Source organism: Candidatus Baltobacteraceae bacterium (assembly GCA_036488875.1).
Classification (GTDB): Bacteria; Vulcanimicrobiota; Vulcanimicrobiia; order Vulcanimicrobiales; family Vulcanimicrobiaceae; genus JAFAHZ01.
In genome coordinates this window covers 91,181-107,719 of the sequence record DASXGW010000008.1, presented here as the reverse complement: position 1 = coordinate 107,719, position 16,539 = coordinate 91,181, and the positions used below count along the sequence as shown (strand labels likewise).

The 16,539-nt window shown below is 63.2% G+C and carries 16 protein-coding genes; 5 read left to right on the top strand and 11 right to left on the bottom strand.

What is annotated here, in order from left to right:
- Positions 1–63 precede the first annotated feature (63 nt).
- The 5 genes from VGG89_10775 to VGG89_10755 are packed head-to-tail and all read left to right on the top strand — an operon-like array spanning position 64 to position 4,581.
- Positions 64–1,389, top strand: coding sequence for a hypothetical protein (locus tag VGG89_10775; protein HEY1977022.1), 1,326 nt, complete (start codon positions 64–66; stop codon positions 1,387–1,389).
- On the top strand, positions 1,386–2,720 hold the full coding sequence (locus VGG89_10770) for a hypothetical protein (GenBank protein HEY1977021.1): 1,335 nt from the start codon (positions 1,386–1,388) through the stop codon (positions 2,718–2,720). The genes VGG89_10775 and VGG89_10770 overlap by 4 nt, the downstream gene beginning before the upstream one ends.
- A gap of 15 nt (positions 2,721–2,735) precedes the next feature.
- A complete protein-coding gene (locus tag VGG89_10765; protein ID HEY1977020.1) occupies positions 2,736–3,335 on the top strand; it encodes an SIS domain-containing protein in 600 nt (199 codons plus the stop codon).
- Complete coding sequence (locus tag VGG89_10760) at positions 3,317–3,871, top strand: HAD-IIIA family hydrolase (GenBank protein HEY1977019.1); 555 nt, start codon at positions 3,317–3,319, stop codon at positions 3,869–3,871. The genes VGG89_10765 and VGG89_10760 overlap by 19 nt, the downstream gene beginning before the upstream one ends.
- Positions 3,868–4,581 carry a transaldolase gene (locus tag VGG89_10755; protein HEY1977018.1) on the top strand — a complete coding sequence of 238 codons (714 nt, stop codon included), beginning with the start codon at positions 3,868–3,870 and terminating at the stop codon, positions 4,579–4,581. Before VGG89_10760 ends, VGG89_10755 begins: the two co-directional genes overlap by 4 nt.
- Here VGG89_10755 and VGG89_10750 read toward each other — a convergent pair.
- The 11 genes from VGG89_10750 to ftsE all read right to left on the bottom strand — a co-directional run bounded on the left by VGG89_10750 (position 4,545) and on the right by ftsE (position 16,515).
- Entirely contained in the window at positions 4,545–5,924 is a 1,380-nt protein-coding gene (locus tag VGG89_10750; protein ID HEY1977017.1) for a hypothetical protein, read from the bottom strand. The two genes, VGG89_10755 and VGG89_10750, sit on opposite strands and share 37 nt — an antisense overlap.
- A 5-nt stretch (positions 5,925–5,929) precedes the next feature.
- Complete coding sequence (locus VGG89_10745) at positions 5,930–6,679, bottom strand: glycosyltransferase (protein ID HEY1977016.1); 750 nt, start codon at positions 6,677–6,679, stop codon at positions 5,930–5,932.
- The gene (locus tag VGG89_10740; protein ID HEY1977015.1) at positions 6,643–7,662 is read right to left on the bottom strand and encodes an NAD(P)-dependent oxidoreductase; all 1,020 of its coding nucleotides are present in this window, start codon (positions 7,660–7,662) and stop codon (positions 6,643–6,645) included. The genes VGG89_10745 and VGG89_10740 overlap by 37 nt, the downstream gene beginning before the upstream one ends.
- On the bottom strand, positions 7,659–8,867 hold the full coding sequence (locus tag VGG89_10735; protein ID HEY1977014.1) for a nucleotide sugar dehydrogenase: 1,209 nt from the start codon (positions 8,865–8,867) through the stop codon (positions 7,659–7,661). Before VGG89_10735 ends, VGG89_10740 begins: the two co-directional genes overlap by 4 nt.
- A 35-nt stretch (positions 8,868–8,902) precedes the next feature.
- The gene (locus VGG89_10730; protein HEY1977013.1) at positions 8,903–10,264 is read right to left on the bottom strand and encodes a S41 family peptidase; all 1,362 of its coding nucleotides are present in this window, start codon (positions 10,262–10,264) and stop codon (positions 8,903–8,905) included.
- A gap of 11 nt (positions 10,265–10,275) precedes the next feature.
- Complete coding sequence (locus VGG89_10725; GenBank protein HEY1977012.1) at positions 10,276–11,694, bottom strand: S41 family peptidase; 1,419 nt, start codon at positions 11,692–11,694, stop codon at positions 10,276–10,278.
- 89 nt (positions 11,695–11,783) lie between these two features.
- Complete coding sequence (locus tag VGG89_10720; GenBank protein ID HEY1977011.1) at positions 11,784–12,977, bottom strand: peptidoglycan DD-metalloendopeptidase family protein; 1,194 nt, start codon at positions 12,975–12,977, stop codon at positions 11,784–11,786.
- Entirely contained in the window at positions 12,974–13,930 is a 957-nt protein-coding gene (locus VGG89_10715; protein ID HEY1977010.1) for a response regulator, read from the bottom strand. The genes VGG89_10720 and VGG89_10715 overlap by 4 nt, the downstream gene beginning before the upstream one ends.
- A complete protein-coding gene (locus VGG89_10710) occupies positions 13,927–14,991 on the bottom strand; it encodes a HAMP domain-containing sensor histidine kinase (GenBank protein HEY1977009.1) in 1,065 nt (354 codons plus the stop codon). The genes VGG89_10715 and VGG89_10710 overlap by 4 nt, the downstream gene beginning before the upstream one ends.
- Complete coding sequence (gene ftsX / locus VGG89_10705; protein ID HEY1977008.1) at positions 14,958–15,839, bottom strand: permease-like cell division protein FtsX; 882 nt, start codon at positions 15,837–15,839, stop codon at positions 14,958–14,960. Before ftsX ends, VGG89_10710 begins: the two co-directional genes overlap by 34 nt.
- Complete coding sequence (gene ftsE / locus VGG89_10700) at positions 15,805–16,515, bottom strand: cell division ATP-binding protein FtsE (protein HEY1977007.1); 711 nt, start codon at positions 16,513–16,515, stop codon at positions 15,805–15,807. Before ftsE ends, ftsX begins: the two co-directional genes overlap by 35 nt.
- Between the last annotated feature and the right edge of the window lie 24 nt (positions 16,516–16,539).

Below are 16,539 nucleotides of genomic sequence, written 5' to 3'. Positions count from 1 at the left end.
GTCTGGAATTTCGCGAGGTCCGGGAGCGAACCTGGCCGAGGCCGAAACCGGCGAGGGCGCCGGATGATCATTTTTCTGCCGTACTACGTCGCCGCGCTCGTGCTGCTCTTTCTGGAGCTGCGCGGCCGCCGCGTGGTTCCGCGCCCGGTCGTGCCGGCGTGGCGCGCGCCGGTTTGGATCGTGCTGCTCGTCGCGAGCTACGCGGCGCAGCTCGCAATCGTTTGGTACGCGGCCGTCACCGTCGCATCCACGCAAGCGTGGCGAGCGGCGCTGCCCATCGGCGTCGCCGAGCACGGGATGGCGCATCCGGATGCGATCGAAGCGGCGCTGCTGCTCGTTGCCGCCGTCCAAGTGTGGGCGCTCGCCGGGCTGTTCCGGTCGCGTGCGTCGTCGACCGAAACGACAATCGGCTTCGCGGCGCTCATCGCGCTATCGATTGCGGCGCCGGCGATCGTCAGCCCGGACGCGTACGCCTACGTCGGCGACGCCCTCCTCGGCCGTAACGCCTACCATCCGCCGTCTGCGATGTTTGCGGGGGAGTTCGCGGCGATCGACCGGCTCTTCCATCCCCCGCTGCTGCCGGCGCCGTACGGGCCGCTCTGGATCGCCTTGGATCGGGTCGTGACGGCGCCGTTTCCCACCCTCGGTGAAAAGATCGTCGCGCTGCGCGCGCTCGGCGCGCTATGCTATCTCGGCTTGATCGCCGCGTTGCGCGGCTGCTCCGTTTCACAGCGTGCGATCGCCGTGGCGGCGGTCAATCCGGCGATCGCGCAGCAGTACGTTGCCGACGCTCACAACGATCTCATGGGCATCGCGCTGGTCGTCGCTGCGGCGGCTCTGATGGCATCGCGGCGTCCGATTGCGGGCGCCGGCGCCGTGGTCGTTGCCGCGCTCGTGAAGCTTCCGTTCGTACTGCTCGCGCTGCCGGTCTTCGTGCGAATACGGCCGAAAGCGCTGCGATTTGCGTTGTGCGCGACGGCGATCTTCGCGGCGATCGCGCTCTCCTGGATCGGCGGCGGAAGCGATTACCTGCGCGGGTTGACGGTGCACTTGCCGATGTCGGGAGCCGTGTTCTTTGCCAACGCCGCGGTGACGGTAGCCGCGCTGACGCTTTTGGGACTTTCCGCCGCAATCGGGCGACGCTACGCGAGCGCGGTCTGGATCTTTCCGATGATGAGCGCGTACGTTGCGACGTGGTACCTGACATACGGCCTGCCGTACGCGCTCGAGCGACGCCGAATCCTCGCGTATCTGCTGGTCGCGCTGCCGCTGGCAACGATGCTGGTCGACGCAAAGTTCATGCGGCCGTGGACGTTTGCGGTCGTGCTTCCGCTGGCCGTAGTTCTCGACGTCGCGCTTGCGAACCGTCGCATTCGGTACGCGAAATGAGCGAACTGCTGTGGATCTTCGCGGTATTCGATATCGGCGCGCTGGCGATGCTCGCCGCCGAGCTCGGCGCGAAGCGTGGATTGACGCCCGAGCGCCCGCGAGCGGGCGGCGCGCCGCTGCTCGCCGGCGCTATAGTCGCGTCGTATGCCGCCGAGTTAGCGCTCGTCGCTTTTGCCGTTTCGCACCAAGCGCAAACGCCGCCGAAGGCCGTTCTTCCGCTTCCGCTCAACAGCGCCATCACCGTCGGCAAGGATTTCGTCGTAGCCGGGCTTGTCGGGCTTGCCGCTGTGCAGACCTATCTGTTGCTTGCGCTCTACCGCTCGCGCACGTTCGGACGATGGATATGGATCGGCGCCGCCGCGCTCGTCGCGATGTCGCTCGCGTCGCCCGTCATGCTCACCGCCGACGCGTACGCCTACGTCGCGGACGCGCTGCTCGGCCGCGCGGCGTACGCGCCGCCGAACGTGCCGTTTACCGGTCAGTACGCACCCATCGACGTGTGGTGGAGCATTCCGCTGCCGCCGTCGCCGTACGGACCGTTGTGGCAAATCGTCGCGTGGATCGCGACCGCGCCGTTCGGGTCGCTGCTCGGTAAGGTCATCGCGGTGCGTGCGTTGGGAGCTGCGGCGTTCGCCGGACTCTTAGCCGTAATGCGCGCGCTTCGCGTTCCCGATCGTATCGTCGCGGTGACGGCGCTCAATCCCGGAATCCTCTTTCAATACGTCGCGAGCGGACACAACGATCTGTTCGGAATCGTCTTGTTGTGCGCGGCGGCGCTGGCGATTAAGCGGCCCGCGATCGCGGCGCTGCTCGTTCTCGCGGGCGGTCTCATTAAAGTCCCGTTCGCGCTCTTCGGCTTGCCCGTGATGGTACGCGTTCGTTCGGTCGCCGCGCGCGTCGCGTCGCTGTTCGGCATACCGCTCGCGGCGGCGGCGCTGACGTTTGCGGCCGGCGGCGCGGGGTACTATCGCGCGCTGCTGCCGCATACCACGACGTCGCCGATGATGGCGATTCTCTCCGGCGCCGTCGCGCTGGCCGTTATCGTTTCGATGGTCGTCGCGATGTTTCGCGCGCGCCGGCTGCGCTCCGTCGTCTGGCTCACGCCGTTGGCGGCATCCTACACGCTATCGTCGTACGCGGTATGGGGTTTGCCCTACGCGCTCTCGCGACGCAGTATCCTGGGTTACGCGCTGGTGGCGTTTCCGCTCGCGACCGTGCTGCTCGAGGTCAAGTTCTTTACGATATGGTCGCTCTTTATCGTCGTGCCGCTCGTGTTCGCGTGGCAGATCCTGGCAGCGCGCAACAGGCAGTTGGGAGCCAAAACAGAATGATCTCATCCTAAGTCGATGAAGCCGTTTTTTGCAAAATATTTCGAGGAAGCGCGTTCCGTTATCGATGCGATCGACGCAGAGGCGGCCGAGCGGATTGCGCTCGAGCTGGCTGCGGTGCGCGAGCGAAACGGACGGTTGTTCGTGTTGGGCGTCGGGGGAAGTGCCGGAAACGCGTCGCACGCCGTCAACGATTTTCGCAAGATTTGCGGCATCGAAGCGTACGCACCGACCGACAACGTATCCGAACTGACCGCGCGCGCCAACGACGACGGCTGGCCGACGGTATTCGCCGAGTGGCTCAAAGTCAGTCGATTGTCGGAGAAGGACGCACTGCTCGTTTTTTCGGTCGGCGGCGGCGACGCGGCGCGCAACGTCAGCCCGAACATCGGCCCGGCGCTCGAGCTGGCAAAGCGCGTCGGCGCGCGCATCTTGGGAATCGTCGGACGCGACGGCGGCGATACCGCCCGGTCGGCCGACGCGTGTCTGATTCTGCCGACCGTGAACGCGGAACGCGTGACCCCGCACGCCGAAGCCTTTCAAGCGGTCGTGTGGCACGGTTTGGTATCGCATCCGGCACTCAAACGGGATCGAACGAAGTGGGAGTCGATCCAGTAAAGCGGGCGGTTTTTTTCGACCGCGACGGCGTGCTCAACGAAGCCCGATTGCGCAACGGCAATCCGCATCCGCCGTCGTCGGTGCGGGAGCTCGTCATCGCGGCGCCCGCGCGGGAGGCGGTCGATCGCGTTCGCGGCGCTGGATTCTACGCAATCGCGGTGACCAACCAACCCGACGTCGCGCGCGGAACGGCGACGACCGAGTGCGTCGAGGAAATCAACGCTGCCGTCGCTTCGACCCTGGCGCTCGACGGCGTGTACACCTGCTTCCACGACGATGCGGATCGCTGCGAGTGCCGCAAGCCTAAGCCGGGTCTCTTGCAGATCGCGGCGCGCGAGCGCGGTATCTCGTTACCGGAAAGCTACGTCGTGGGCGACCGCGTCAAAGACGTCGAATGCGGCCGCGCCGCCGGGTGTACCACCGTGTTCATCGATTTCGGCTATGCCGAAACTCCGTCGCACGTGGAAGCCGACGTGATCGTCCGCTCGTTGTCCGAAGCGGTCGACGCGATTCTGACGCGCGAGTATCGCCCGTGAAGGCCGAGGATCTGCGCGTCAAGATTTTCGCCGACGGCGCCGACAAGGCCGGCATGCTCGAGATGTATCGCAATCCGCTCGTCAAGGGCTTTACGACGAATCCGACGCTCATGCGCAAAGCGGGCGTGAAAGATTTCGAAGCGTTCGCGCGGGACGTTCTCGACGCGATCCCGGATAGGCCGATCTCCTTCGAAGTCTTTTCTGACGACTTCGATGAGATGGAACGGCAGGCGCGGACGATCGCGCGCTGGGGCTCCAACGTCTACGTGAAGATTCCCGTGACCGATACGCGCGCCGGCAGCAGCGTTCCGCTCGTGCGCAAGCTAGCCGCGGCGGGTATCAAATTGAACGTCACCGCGCTCATGACGGTGGCGCAAGTCGAGGGCATCAGCGCGGCGCTAGCCGACGGGCCGAGCTCGTTCGTCTCGCTCTTCGCCGGCAGAATCGCCGATAGCGGACGCGATCCGCTACCGATCGTGCGCGAAGCGTTGACGGTGCTTGCGGCTCACCCGCTGCAGGAGTTGATCTGGGCTAGTCCGCGCGAGCTCCTCAACGTCGTCCAGGCCGATGCCTTGGGCGTCCATATTATTACCGCAACCAACGACATTCTTTCGAAGCTGTCGCTGCTCGGGAAAGATCTCGACGCGTTTTCGCTCGACACGGTGCGAATGTTTTACGAAGATGCGCGCTCGTGCGGCTTCGAGTTATAAGCGAGGTCGCGAAGGACGAAAACCCCAATCGCGACGACGGCGACGGCATAGATCGCTAACTGTGCGCCGCGCGAAACCGAATCGTCCATGAGAAACGCCGCAACCGGCAAGAGGACGATCCACAGCGCAAAATGCCGGCGTTCGCGCAGCGCGTACGGCAGCCCCCACAATGCGTACCACGGTTGGATCTCGGCGACGGCAAGCCCGGGAAACGAAAAGCTCGCGACGCCGGCGTACCAACGACGGACGAGCGCCGCGCCGATGGCTGCGAGGGCCACGACGGTAAGCGCGACGTCAAACGGATTGCCGGTCGCGTCCAAAAGCCGGTGATAGTACGCCAGTCCTTCGAAATAGCGGGGACCGGCCCAGGCGTACGAGATAATGAGAGCCAGCAGAACTCCGGCGCAGGCTGCGCCCGCGCGCTGCCATGCCGGCGGCCGCGCCGCGAACGCCAGCGCGCCGATCGCCGCGAACGGCAGCTTGAAGAGGCCGGCCAAGGTGACGAGCGCGATCCCGGCGATCAGGCTCGTATCGGCGCACGCGAACGCGGCTAACACGAGGACGAGTGCGATGAGATCGTTGTGCGCGTTAGCGACGTACTGGAACAGCACCGGCGGATCGAGCAGCAGCAGAACGACCAAGATCCACGGTACGTTCGCGCGGCGTAACAAGGGAATGCAGGCGAGCAGCCACAGCACGTTGGTCGCCCGGAGCGTCTGCACCGCAACCGCCGGATCGTGTATCCGGCCGAGAAGAACGCCGGCGTAGGCGATAAATGCCGGGCCGTACGCTGACGGCAAAAGCGCCTTTTCACACGATATCGCGGAGAAGTTCGGCAGACGCACGACGTGGGTTGAAGCGGCAAACGAGCCGAAGCCGATCTTCGCAAACGAGAAGTACATCAACGGATCGGGGCTCGTCATCGCCGGCGCCCAAACGGCCGCGCTCAATCCCAACGCGACGGCCGCCCCGGTCATCATCCATTCCCAACGTTTGGGCGTGCGCGATTGGTGGGCGACGTACGCGCTCGCGAGCAAAAGCGTCTGTACGACGGCGAACGCGGCCAGCAGCGCGCTGGTCAGGGGCATCGCCGGTCCGCCGCCGCTGCTGAAGTCGGCGACCACCGGCACGGCTAAGTGCAGGAAGCACGGCGACGCAATCTGGTGCCGTGCGACGTAGCCGATGACGAGCAGCTGCGCGATGAAGACCAGCACGACCGCACCGGCGCACGCCGGCATCAGGCCCGCAGCCGTGAATGCGGGTAGGCGCGGCCAAGGAGCGCCGCGGTAGAACGTACGCACCGCAACCCACGCCAGAACCAGGAGAACGATTCCGACGTACACTCAAACTATCGTTTCGTTCGGGACAGCCGTCCGCGCAAAGCGTAGAAGTACCAGTGCAGATACTTCGGGAGCCATTTCATCAGCCGAAACTTCGACTTTCCGGCAACGCGGTCGGTCCACGTTGCAGGCATCTCGCAGATGTTCGCGCCGGCCAGCCACGCCTTGATCGTCATCTCCATGCTGATCTCGAAGCCGCCCCCGCCTTGGATCGGGATCGCGCGCAGCAGGCTCGCGCGATACATTTTGAACGCATTCGTCGCGTCGTGCGTAGGCAGCCCCCACAAGAAGAGCGATGCGCCCGCCAGCCGCGAAAGCGTTCGTTTGAGTACCGGGCCGCCGATCTGTTTTCCGCCGCGCATGTAGCGCGAACCAACGACGAGGTCGCAGCCGGCGCGAAGGCGTTCGAGCATTGCGTCGACGATCGTGAGCTCGTCGGAGAGATCGGCCATGACGACGACGACCGCATCTCCGCGAGCGGCGTTGAAACCGGCGCGAAGAGCGTTTGCGGGCCCACGACCGAGGTCGTTCTTGATCAGCCGGAGCGGACCCGGAAGCTCGCCCGCTCGAAGGCGCGCCTGCGCGACCGTCGGGTCGTCGTCGGTATCGAAGACGAGAAGAAACTCGGCGTTACTGCGAACGTCGCGAGCGAGCGCTTCGAAGAGCGGCTGCACGTTCTGGGCTTCGTCGCGCACGGGAACGACGACGCTCAGAAGGCCGGCTACATCGCGCCCAGGCGAATCTGCTCTCGAATCCACGGAATGACCTCGTCTAGAACCGACGCTATGGGCGTCGTCGCCTCAAAACCTAAAACGTCGCGCGCTTTTCGAACGTCGGGAACGCGTTTTTGCACGTCGTACTTAAACGGCGCATCGCTCTCGTAGCGAAACGGAACGCCTGGTCGAATCGCGTTCCAAACCAGCTCGGCGAGCTGTAAGACCGTGTGTCCTACCGCCGTCGATAGATTGAAGTCCTCGTTTACCGACTTATCGCTTTCCATGCAGACGCGAATCCCGCGCGCCAAATCGCCGCCGTACGTGTAGTGCCGGATTTGGCCGCCGTCTCCAAACAGGCGCAATGGATCTTGACCCTTCACTACCTTGAGGACCAGGTCGGGCAGAACGTGACTCATCGCCAAGGAGACGTTGCCCGACGTCACCGCAACGTCGCCGATCGCTCGCCCCTCGCCGATACCGACGCAGTTGAACGGACGGCAAATCGTATACGGGAGCTGGTATTGTTCCCAGGCGCCTTTGGCAAAGTACTCGCACGCGAGCTTCTGAAATCCATACGTCGAAAGCGGGGGCGGTGACGTGAACTGCGCTCCCTCGGGCGTCGGAAAATCGGTGGCCGACTCGAAGACCATCGACGAAGAGATCACGACGATCCGCGACAGGCGATGCTCGCGGTGCGCCCAAATCGCGGCGTCGAACTCGGCGGCGACGATACGCTCGTTTTCGGCGATCAAATCGTAAGCGAGCTCGTGAAAGTAGCTGATGCCGCCGATCTTTGCGGCCGACGCGATCATGACGTCGCAATCCCGGCAGAGATCCTTGAGAAGCTCCACGTCTTTCGCGTCGCCGCGCACGAAACGGTAGCGGGGATGAGCGTCGTAGGTGCGGCTGACTTCACCGTACTTGGAGAAGTTATCCAGCCCGACGACTTCGTGACCGGCTTCGAGCAGCTCGTTGACCAAATATCCGGCGATGAATCCGGCCGAGCCGGTGAGGAGGACTTTCAAATGCTGCGGCCTTGGCCCAAGACGTTCCAAAGATCGACGAACGGTTTCCCGTTGGGCTCGATCTTCGAATAGGCCTTATGAGGAATCGCCAGGATCACGAGATCGGAGCGGTCGATCGCCTCTTGCGTCGAGACCATTCCCGGAATCTTCACGAACGGGTCCGAGCAGATCACGCCCTTACATTCGGTTTCGAGGATGTCGCGCAGCTTGAGGGATAGCGAATCTCGAACGTCGTCGATCTCCGCTTTGAACGACATGCCGAGAATGCCGATCGTCATCTCGTTCAAATCCCATTTTTCCCGAATTCGCCGCACCAGGTAGTTCGGCAGGCCCTCGTTGACCAGCATCGCGGCATGGCCGAGAAAGAACTGGTTGTTAGCAAACGCGGACAGCTGCATCGTGTCCTTGAACAAACACGGACCCGACGAAAAGCCCGGCCGCGGAAGATCGGCGCCGCGCGGATAGCGGTGCGTCACGCCGTTATACACCCGATCGAAATCCACACCGAACTCGTTAGCGATCATGTAGAACTGATTCGCCGCGGCAAACTTGATGTAACGCCAAGCGTTGTTATAGAGCTTTGCGAGCTCGGCTTCGATCGGCTCGAGAACGACGATATCGTCGGTCAAGGTCGAGAAGAGTTCCTTGGCCGCGGCCAAGCCTTCGGGGGAAGACGATGCGACGATCTGCGGCAGCTCGCACAGCTCGCGTAACGCATATCCTTGAGCGATGCGTTCGGGGCAGGTAGCGACGTGGAGCTTCAGACCGGCGGATTGCGCCCAACGCAGCACGCGTTGCGACGTACCGGGAAATAACGTGCTTCGCAGTACGATCAGTTGTCCGTCGCGGAAGAACGAGCGATACTGCTCGAGCACCTCGTCGATGGCGTGAAACGAGGGCGACAGATGACCGTCGATGGGCGTGCCCACGACGAGAACGATGGCGGCACTCGCGGTGATTGCCAGCGGCCCGGCGGCAACGGAGAGGTTTCCGGAGTCGAGCGCCTTGCGAAGGGAAGCGGGACCGTCCTCCTCGACGAACGGCATCTCGCCGCTTTGGATCTTCGCTATGGCTCGCTGGTCGGTGTCGACGATCGCGACGCGCTTGCCGCGGAGCGCAAAAGCAATAGATAGCGGCAAACCAACGTGGCCGCAACCACCGATGACGCAGACGTCGTATTGAACGTCCGTTGGGTTCAGGGACAAGAAGGGCACCTCTTTATGAGATGCCCTCTATTTCGCTACTGGGTCGGCGTATCCTGATCGCCGAGCTTTGCCAACTTCTGGTCGAGCAGCTGCACCGCTTGCGTGAGCTGATCGTCCTTCGCGGGCGTTCCGAACTGCGGATGCTTGTTTTCGGCGACGACGACGTCGGGCGTAATGCCGAGGTGATTGATGTCCCGGTTACGCGGCGTGAGGTAACGCGCCGTCGTGATCTTGATCGCCGATCCGTCGGGCATCGGATAGATCGTCTGAACGACGCCCTTGCCGAAGGTCTTCGTGCCGACGATCGTGCCGACGCCGCTGTCCTGAATCGCTCCCGACGTGATCTCGGACGCCGACGCGGTGTAGCCGTTGACCAGCACCGCCAGCGGCACCGGCGGAATCGCCGTGTCGTCGGCTTCGAGCGTCGTGATGTTCGAGGCGCGGGACTCGACCGATACTATCGGACCGCTCGGAATGAACTTCGAGCTCACGGCCACCGCGGCTTCGAGATAGCCGCCCCCGTTGTCGCGCAGGTCGAGCACGAGCGCGCGCGCGCCCTCTTGCTGCAGACGGTCGAGCGCGGTTTCGAGTTCGGTTCCGGTGTCGCGTCCGAAGACCGTTACGTCGACGTAGCCGATCTTGCCCGGCAGCATCTTTTCATAGACGCTGAGCTGGTGAATCTTCGCGCGCGTAATCGTTATCGGCGTTACCGACGCGCCTTCGCGCGTGACGCCGAGCGTAACGTTCGTGCCTTCTTTGCCGCGCAGCTTCGTGCTGGCTTGCTGCACGGTCATGCCTTTGGTCGGGCTGCCGTCGATCGTGGTGATGAGATCGTCTTGCTGGATGCCGGCTTTATCGGCCGGCCCGTTGGGAACCACGTTCTCGACGAGAATCTGTTTGGTTTGATCGTCGACCTGGATAACGATGCCCGTGCCGCCGAAATCGCCGCCGTCGAGATCTTGGTTGAGCCCGGCGAACTCCTTAGGCGTCAAGAAGACGGTGTACCGGTCCTTGACCGCACGCATCATGCCGTCGAGTGCGACGTAACTGAGCTGCGCGACCGTGAACTTTCCGTGCGACTCTTGAGTCGCATCCTCGACCTCGTGCTCGATCGTGCGGACGTTTGCGTCGCCGACTTCGGTCGAATGCGCCTGCGGCAGCGAGGCGCGTTTTACGCCCGCGGTACGCATAGCGAGCAGCAGCTGATTGCGCACGGAGTCGAGCACGACCTGAGCGTCGACCTTTTGATAGAACTCGGTCGTCAGGTGCGTGTAGCTGGTCGAAATTTCGCCGGCCTCAACCGACGACAAATGAGCGGATGCCGCGGCCGAAGCGGGCAGCTGAACGAGCATTCCGGCGAACGCGCCGGCAATGACAAGCGAATACAGGCGTTTCATCGTTTCCAAATCTAGTGCATGAGTGGCGAGAGTGTATGGAGGCGAGCCTTGGCAGCGGCGAGCTGTTTATCGGCCGGGGTGTCGATGAGCGACGGATCGGGATCCTGAGCGACCACGATATCGGGAACGATTCCGCGGTGCTGAATGTCGCGGCCCAACGGCGTTACGTACCGGGCAGTCGTGATCTTGAGCGCTCCGCGATCGGGCAGGGGATAAATGCTTTGGACGACGCCCTTACCGAACGTCTTGGTTCCGATCAGCGTCGCTATATGGTAATCCTGTAGAGCGCCCGACGTAATCTCCGACGCGCTGGCGGTGTATTTATTGACCAGAATGACGAGCGGCTGAAGGCCCGGAATGGCGTCGCCGAGCGCCTCCTCGCTGGTGCTCTGCCCGTCGCGGCGAATCGTCGAAACGATCGTTCCTTGCGGAACGAAGAGACTGGAAATCTGCACTGCGGCATCCAGTAGTCCGCCGCCGTTGTCGCGCAGATCCAGAATGTATCCCTTCGCGCCCTTGGATTGACCGTCGAGCAGCGCCTTGCGAACTTCTTCGCCCGACGTCGTTCCGAAATCGGAAAGGCGAACGTAATCGAAGCCGTCTTCAATCTTGGCGCGAACCGTCGGAACGTGAATGATCTGGCGCACGATGTCGTACCCGCGCTCGGAGCCTTTGCCGGTGTACGGGTGCGTGCTCAAGTGAACGGTCGTGCCGGCTTCGCCGCGAATCATTTCCTCGACGCGGTCGAGCGGCAGTCCGCGCACGCTCTTGTTGTCGACGCTGTCGACGACTTCGCCGGGCTTCATGCCGGCGCGCGCCGCGGGCATCTGCTCGATCGGCTGAACCACGATGCGGCCGTCTTTGAGCTGATAAATGTACACGCCGATGCCGCCGAAGTTGCCCCCGGAGAGCGACTCATTGAGACCCTGAATTTCACGCGGCGAAAGGTAGACCGTGTACGGATCTTTGACCGAGCTCATGATTCCGCGCAGCGCGGCGTCCGTGAGATCGGCGTTTCCGTGGGGACCGAGCTTATCGGCGTAATGCTGCTGCGCGTACGCGAGCAGATCGGCCACGTGCTGGTCGTCGTTCTGCGTGTTGGTCGAGCCGGCCAGCTTCGGAAGGCTCGCGTCGTCGACTTTCTTCTGGTGCAGGTAGCCGCGCAGCGCTTGCGCTTCGCCCGAGACGGGCGTCTGCGGATCGATCGGTTTGTAGTAGGAACTCTCGAGCTTGCGCAGCGCGAGATCGACGAGACGCGTTCCGCTGACGGACGCGTCGCCGAAGAGCTCGTTGATATCGCCCGTGGTTGCCACGTCGATGCCCGATTGGGCCGCGAGCATGCCGGTGCGGTAGCCGACGAAAAGGGCGCTCGCCGCGGCGACGCCGATAACGATGAGCGCCGCAATTAAGGCGCGGATTCCTACGGTCATTCAGTTCCTCTCGCGTTGAGGGCTAGTCTAATCACCTACCGCGAATTACCCGCCGAAGGTTGCTTCTCAACGACGATACTCGCTAAGTCTTAATGAAGCCGGGGGGCCGGGTCAACAGGCTTCCCGTTGATCCGCACCTCGAAGTGCAGATGCGGGCCGGTCGATTGACCGGTTGAGCCCACGGCTCCGATGGCTTGGCCGCGCTGCACCGTCTGTCCCTGCGAAATGTAGATCGCCGAGAGGTGGCCGTACCCGGTCGAGTAACCGCCCCCATGGTCGATCAGAATGTAGTTGCCGTAGCCGCCGTACCACTGTGCCATGATAACGGTTCCACCGGCAGCCGCCGTGACGGTCGTTCCGCTCGGCGCCGCGATATCGAGGCCCTGGTGGAACTCGGGCGAGCCGCCGAACGGGTTGGAGCGCCAGCCGAAAGGCGAGGTGATCGTGCCGGTCACCGGCCACGAGAACGATCCGGTGCCGCCCTCGGTCGCCCCGCCCGCGATGCCGGCCGCCTTGCGCTGCGCCGCAAGTTGGGCCTCTCGCTCGCGAATCAGCGCTTCGAGCTGCGCCTCCTCGGCGGCGGAGAGATCTTCCATCTCGGCGACTTGGGCAGCGACGTGGCTTCGCTGCTCGGCCGCCAACTGCACTAAGTTCTGCCGCTCGGACGCCAAGCTGCCGAGCTGGCTGCGCGCCTCCTGCTGCTCCTGCTGTTGCGAAGCCAGCTCCAAGCGCGTGCGCTCCAAATCCGCCTCGACCGCCGCCACTTTTTGTTCGGCGGCCTTGCGCGCGCGAACGGCGCGCTCGTTGGCGGCGATGAGCAGCCGCAAATCTTCCCAACGTTCGACGAACTCGCTGAACGATCGCACCGACGTCAACACGTTTAGATAGCTCAGATCGCCGTTTTCGTAAATGTTGACCAGACGCCGGTGCAACAAGTCGTCGTGCAGTGCGAGCGATTTTTTGGCGGCATCGAGCTGGACCGAGTTCCAATCGATGCGGCGCTGCGTCGAATTCGTTTGATCTTCCAGCGAGCCGATGCGTCCGTTGACTTGGGCGATCGCCGTGTTGGTCTCACCCAACTGCCGCTGCAAATCGTTATACCGCAGCGTCACCCCGTGCAGCTCCGCCCGCTTTTGATGCAAGCGCGCCTGTATCGTCGCCTGCTTCTCTTTCTCCGCCCGAATCTTAGCGTCGATGGACTGTGCCGGCGCCGCGTGCGGAAGAACGAGGGAGACAAACGAAAGGAGTGCGAGCGCGTATTTCGCGCGAGCGATTACGTTCACTGACGCCTCTTGTCCTTTATGTAGACGGAGCCGACGACCGACTTCGCATAACGCTTGAGTTCTGCAGCCTTCTCTCCGATTTGCGCGTAGTTGGTCACTTGCTGTCCGTCGTTGATCACCATGGCGATGGAAAGCGACATGATCGGATAGCGATTGAGCACGCCGCGCCGATCGCGCGTCTCGATGTACCCTTGACGCAAGTCTTTGGGCGAATAGAGCGCACGAATCGTACGGTCGAACTCCTCGACGACGCCTTGCGCGATCTCCTCGGCGCGCTCGGGAATCGTTGCGACGATGAAGTCGTCGCCGCCGATGTGACCGACGAAGTCGTTGGGAGTACCGCGGCGCCGCACGGTCTCGACCGACGTGCGGGCGACGAGCTGAATCGCTTCGTCCCCGTGCGTGAAGCCGTAGACGTCGTTGAAAGCTTTGAAGTTGTCCAGATCGAGATAGAGCACGGCGAACGCCTCGCGATCGTCGATGCGCCTGCGCAGCTCGCCTTCGATGGCGAGATTTCCGGGCAGCCGCGTGAGCGGCGAAAGCGACGAGTCGACTTCGACGCGCCGGATCTTTGCGCGAACGCGTGCGAGCAGCTCGCGCGGTCCAAATGGTTTGGTTATGTAATCGTCGGCCCCGGCTTCAAAGCCGCGAAGCTTGTCCTCGGTTTCGCCCTTGGCGGTGAGAATGATGATCGGTACGTTGGCGATGGTGGGATTGGGATGCGAGCGTACGCGGCGGGCAACTTCGTATCCGTCCATGTGCGGCATCATCAGGTCGAGCAGGAGCAGATCGGGAACCTCTTGCTCGATTTTGGTGAGCGCCTCACGCCCGTCCGACGCGGTCGCGACCTTGTATCCGGCCAACTCCAAGTTGGTCGAGATGATCTTGCGCAAATTGCGGTCGTCGTCGACGACGAGCACGTGATGCCCCAGCTCGTACGGAACGCTTTTCACGGCGTGCTCCGTACTGGAAAGTGCAACGTGAACGTCGAACCCCGGCCGGGTTCGCTGCTGACCGCGATCGCGCCGCCGTGAGCGCGAACGAGCGCGGAGACGATCGACAATCCCAGACCGCTTCCGCTGGTCTGCGCCGTCAGCTCCGGCTCCGCGCGATAGAACCGTTCGAAGATGTACGGCAGGTGTTCGTCGGAAATGCCGATGCCGCGATCGATCACGCGAACGATCGTTTCGTCGACGGTGGTTTCGCCTTCGATCCTGATGGTCGAACCGGCGGTCGAAAACTTCGCCGCGTTATCGATGAGATGGAGCAGCACGTCGCGCAGCTTTTCGGGGTCGCCCGAAAGGGCCGCGCCGCGCGTTTCCAGCTCGATCGGGTGCGTCGCGTCGTCGAAGGCCAGCGCCATCAGAGCGGCGTCGACGACCTCCTCGAGCGGAATGGTAATCCGCCGTTTGAGAAGCTGCTCGGCGTCGACGCGCGAGGCGAGCAGCAGTTCGTCGACGACGCGCGTGAGGCGGTCGGTTTGCTCGTCGATGACGCGCAGAAAATCGTCGCGCTGCCCTTCGACGGCGCGCGGGTTTTCGCGCAAGGTCGTCGCGTACGCTTTGATCGTTGCGATCGGCGTCTTGAGCTCGTGCGATACGGCGGCAACGATCTCGCTCTTGAGCTGTTCGATTTCCTGGTAGCGGCGCTCGGGTCCGAACGAACAGAGCCAGCCGTGCGTGTGCGCGTCGACGTCGACGCCGATGGCGGCTAGACGCAGCCATCGAACGCCGGCCTTGTTCTCGACCCCGATGCGTACTTCGTGCACCGTTGCGTCGAACGGAACCGAGATAATTTTCTCGCCGTAAACGAACAAGCGGCGAACGTCGGCATTCAAGGCCGCGCGCTCGGGAACGCCGCACAATGACGACGCTCCTTCGCTCCACAAGGCCACGTGCGCGTCGGAGCGCACGAAGAGAAACCCGTCGTTGGAGAGCGCGAGGAGAGCGTCGAGCGGTACGGCGTTCGGCCGCCGCTCCGCTACGTTCGCAGGTGGCGTCCGACCGAAATCCACGACGCGACGATCCCAATGGCGGCACCGACGAGGAAGAGCTCGGCCACGATCGCTCCAAGATCGATCGGCGTCGAGCTAAAGCCGATCCACGGCAGCGCCTCGAGCATCTTCGGCCAGAGCGCGGCGCGCGCGAGCGACAGGACGGCGACGGCGACGATCGCGCCGATCATCCCGTCGAGCAACCCTTCGCAGATGAACGGCATGCGAATGTAGGTGTTCGTCGCGCCGACGAGCTGCATGATCGCGATTTCGCGGCGGCGGGCGTACACCGTCAGGCGGATGGTGTTCGAGATGATGATGCCGGCGACGAAGAGGAAGATAACGATCACCGCAATGCCGACGCGCCGCATCACGTCGCCCAGCTGGAGCAGCCGTTGGACGATCGTTTGACCGTAGACGACGTTGTCGATCGCGGTAAGCCGGCCGATGCTTGTCGCTACCGCGGGCACCTGATCGGGAACGCGCACGCGAACGCGAAGCTTGTCGGGCAACGGATTCTCGGTGAGGGTGCTGGTGTCGATGGCGCCTTTGGTCCGGTCTCGCAGCTCGGCGAGTCCGTCTTTCTTCGGAACGAACTCGACCGACTCGACCCGCGGATCGGCTGCGACGAGGTGACGAACCGACGCTATCTGCGCCGGCGTTGCGTTCGTCGAAAAGTACGCCGAGATCTCGATTTGATCGAGCAGCTTCGCGCCCACTCCCGCAAGCTCGCCGCGCACGAAGAGGAACACGCCAAGGATCACGATCGTGATCGCGACGGTTCCGATTGCGGTGGCTTGCATGCTCGCGTTGCGCGTGAAGTTGCGCAACACTTCACCCAGAAAGAACTTGACCTTGCCCCAGTCCAAGATAGTAATAGCCCCGTTCTTCGTCGGTCACGATGCGCCCGTCTTCCAGGCGGACGACGCGGCGGCGCATGCGGTCGACGACGGCTTGATTGTGCGTGGCGACCACGACGGTCGTGCCTTTGAGATTGATCCGGAGCAGCAGCTCCATGATTTCGGTGGTGTTCGACGGATCGAGATTGCCGCTCGGCTCGTCGCAGAGGAGAATCTTTGGATTGTTCACGAGTGCGCGTGCGATCGCGGTGCGCTGCTGCTCGCCGCCGGAGAGTTCGTTGGGATACATCCGCGACTTGTGCGAGAGGCCGACGAGATCGAGCACGCGCGGCACCTGGCGCATCACGTCGCGTGTGTGCGCGCCGGTGACTTGCATGGCGAACGCCACGTTCTCCCACACCGTCTTGTCGGAGAGAAGCTTGAAGTCTTGGAAGACGACGCCCAAGTGACGGCGCAGCGCGGGAACTCGCGAGTTCTTGAGCCGGTCGACGCGGATTCCGTCGACGATGATCTCGCCCGAGCTCGGACGCGCCTCACGGTAGAGAAGCTTCATCAAGCTGGACTTGCCGGTTCCGGAATGACCTACGAGAAAGACGAAATCGCCTTTGGCGATTTCGAGAGTGACGTTGTCGAGGGCGTGTACGCCGTTGGGGTAGACCAGAGAGACGTTGCGCAAGGAAATCATTGCTGCCAGAGGGTTTTTCCTGAG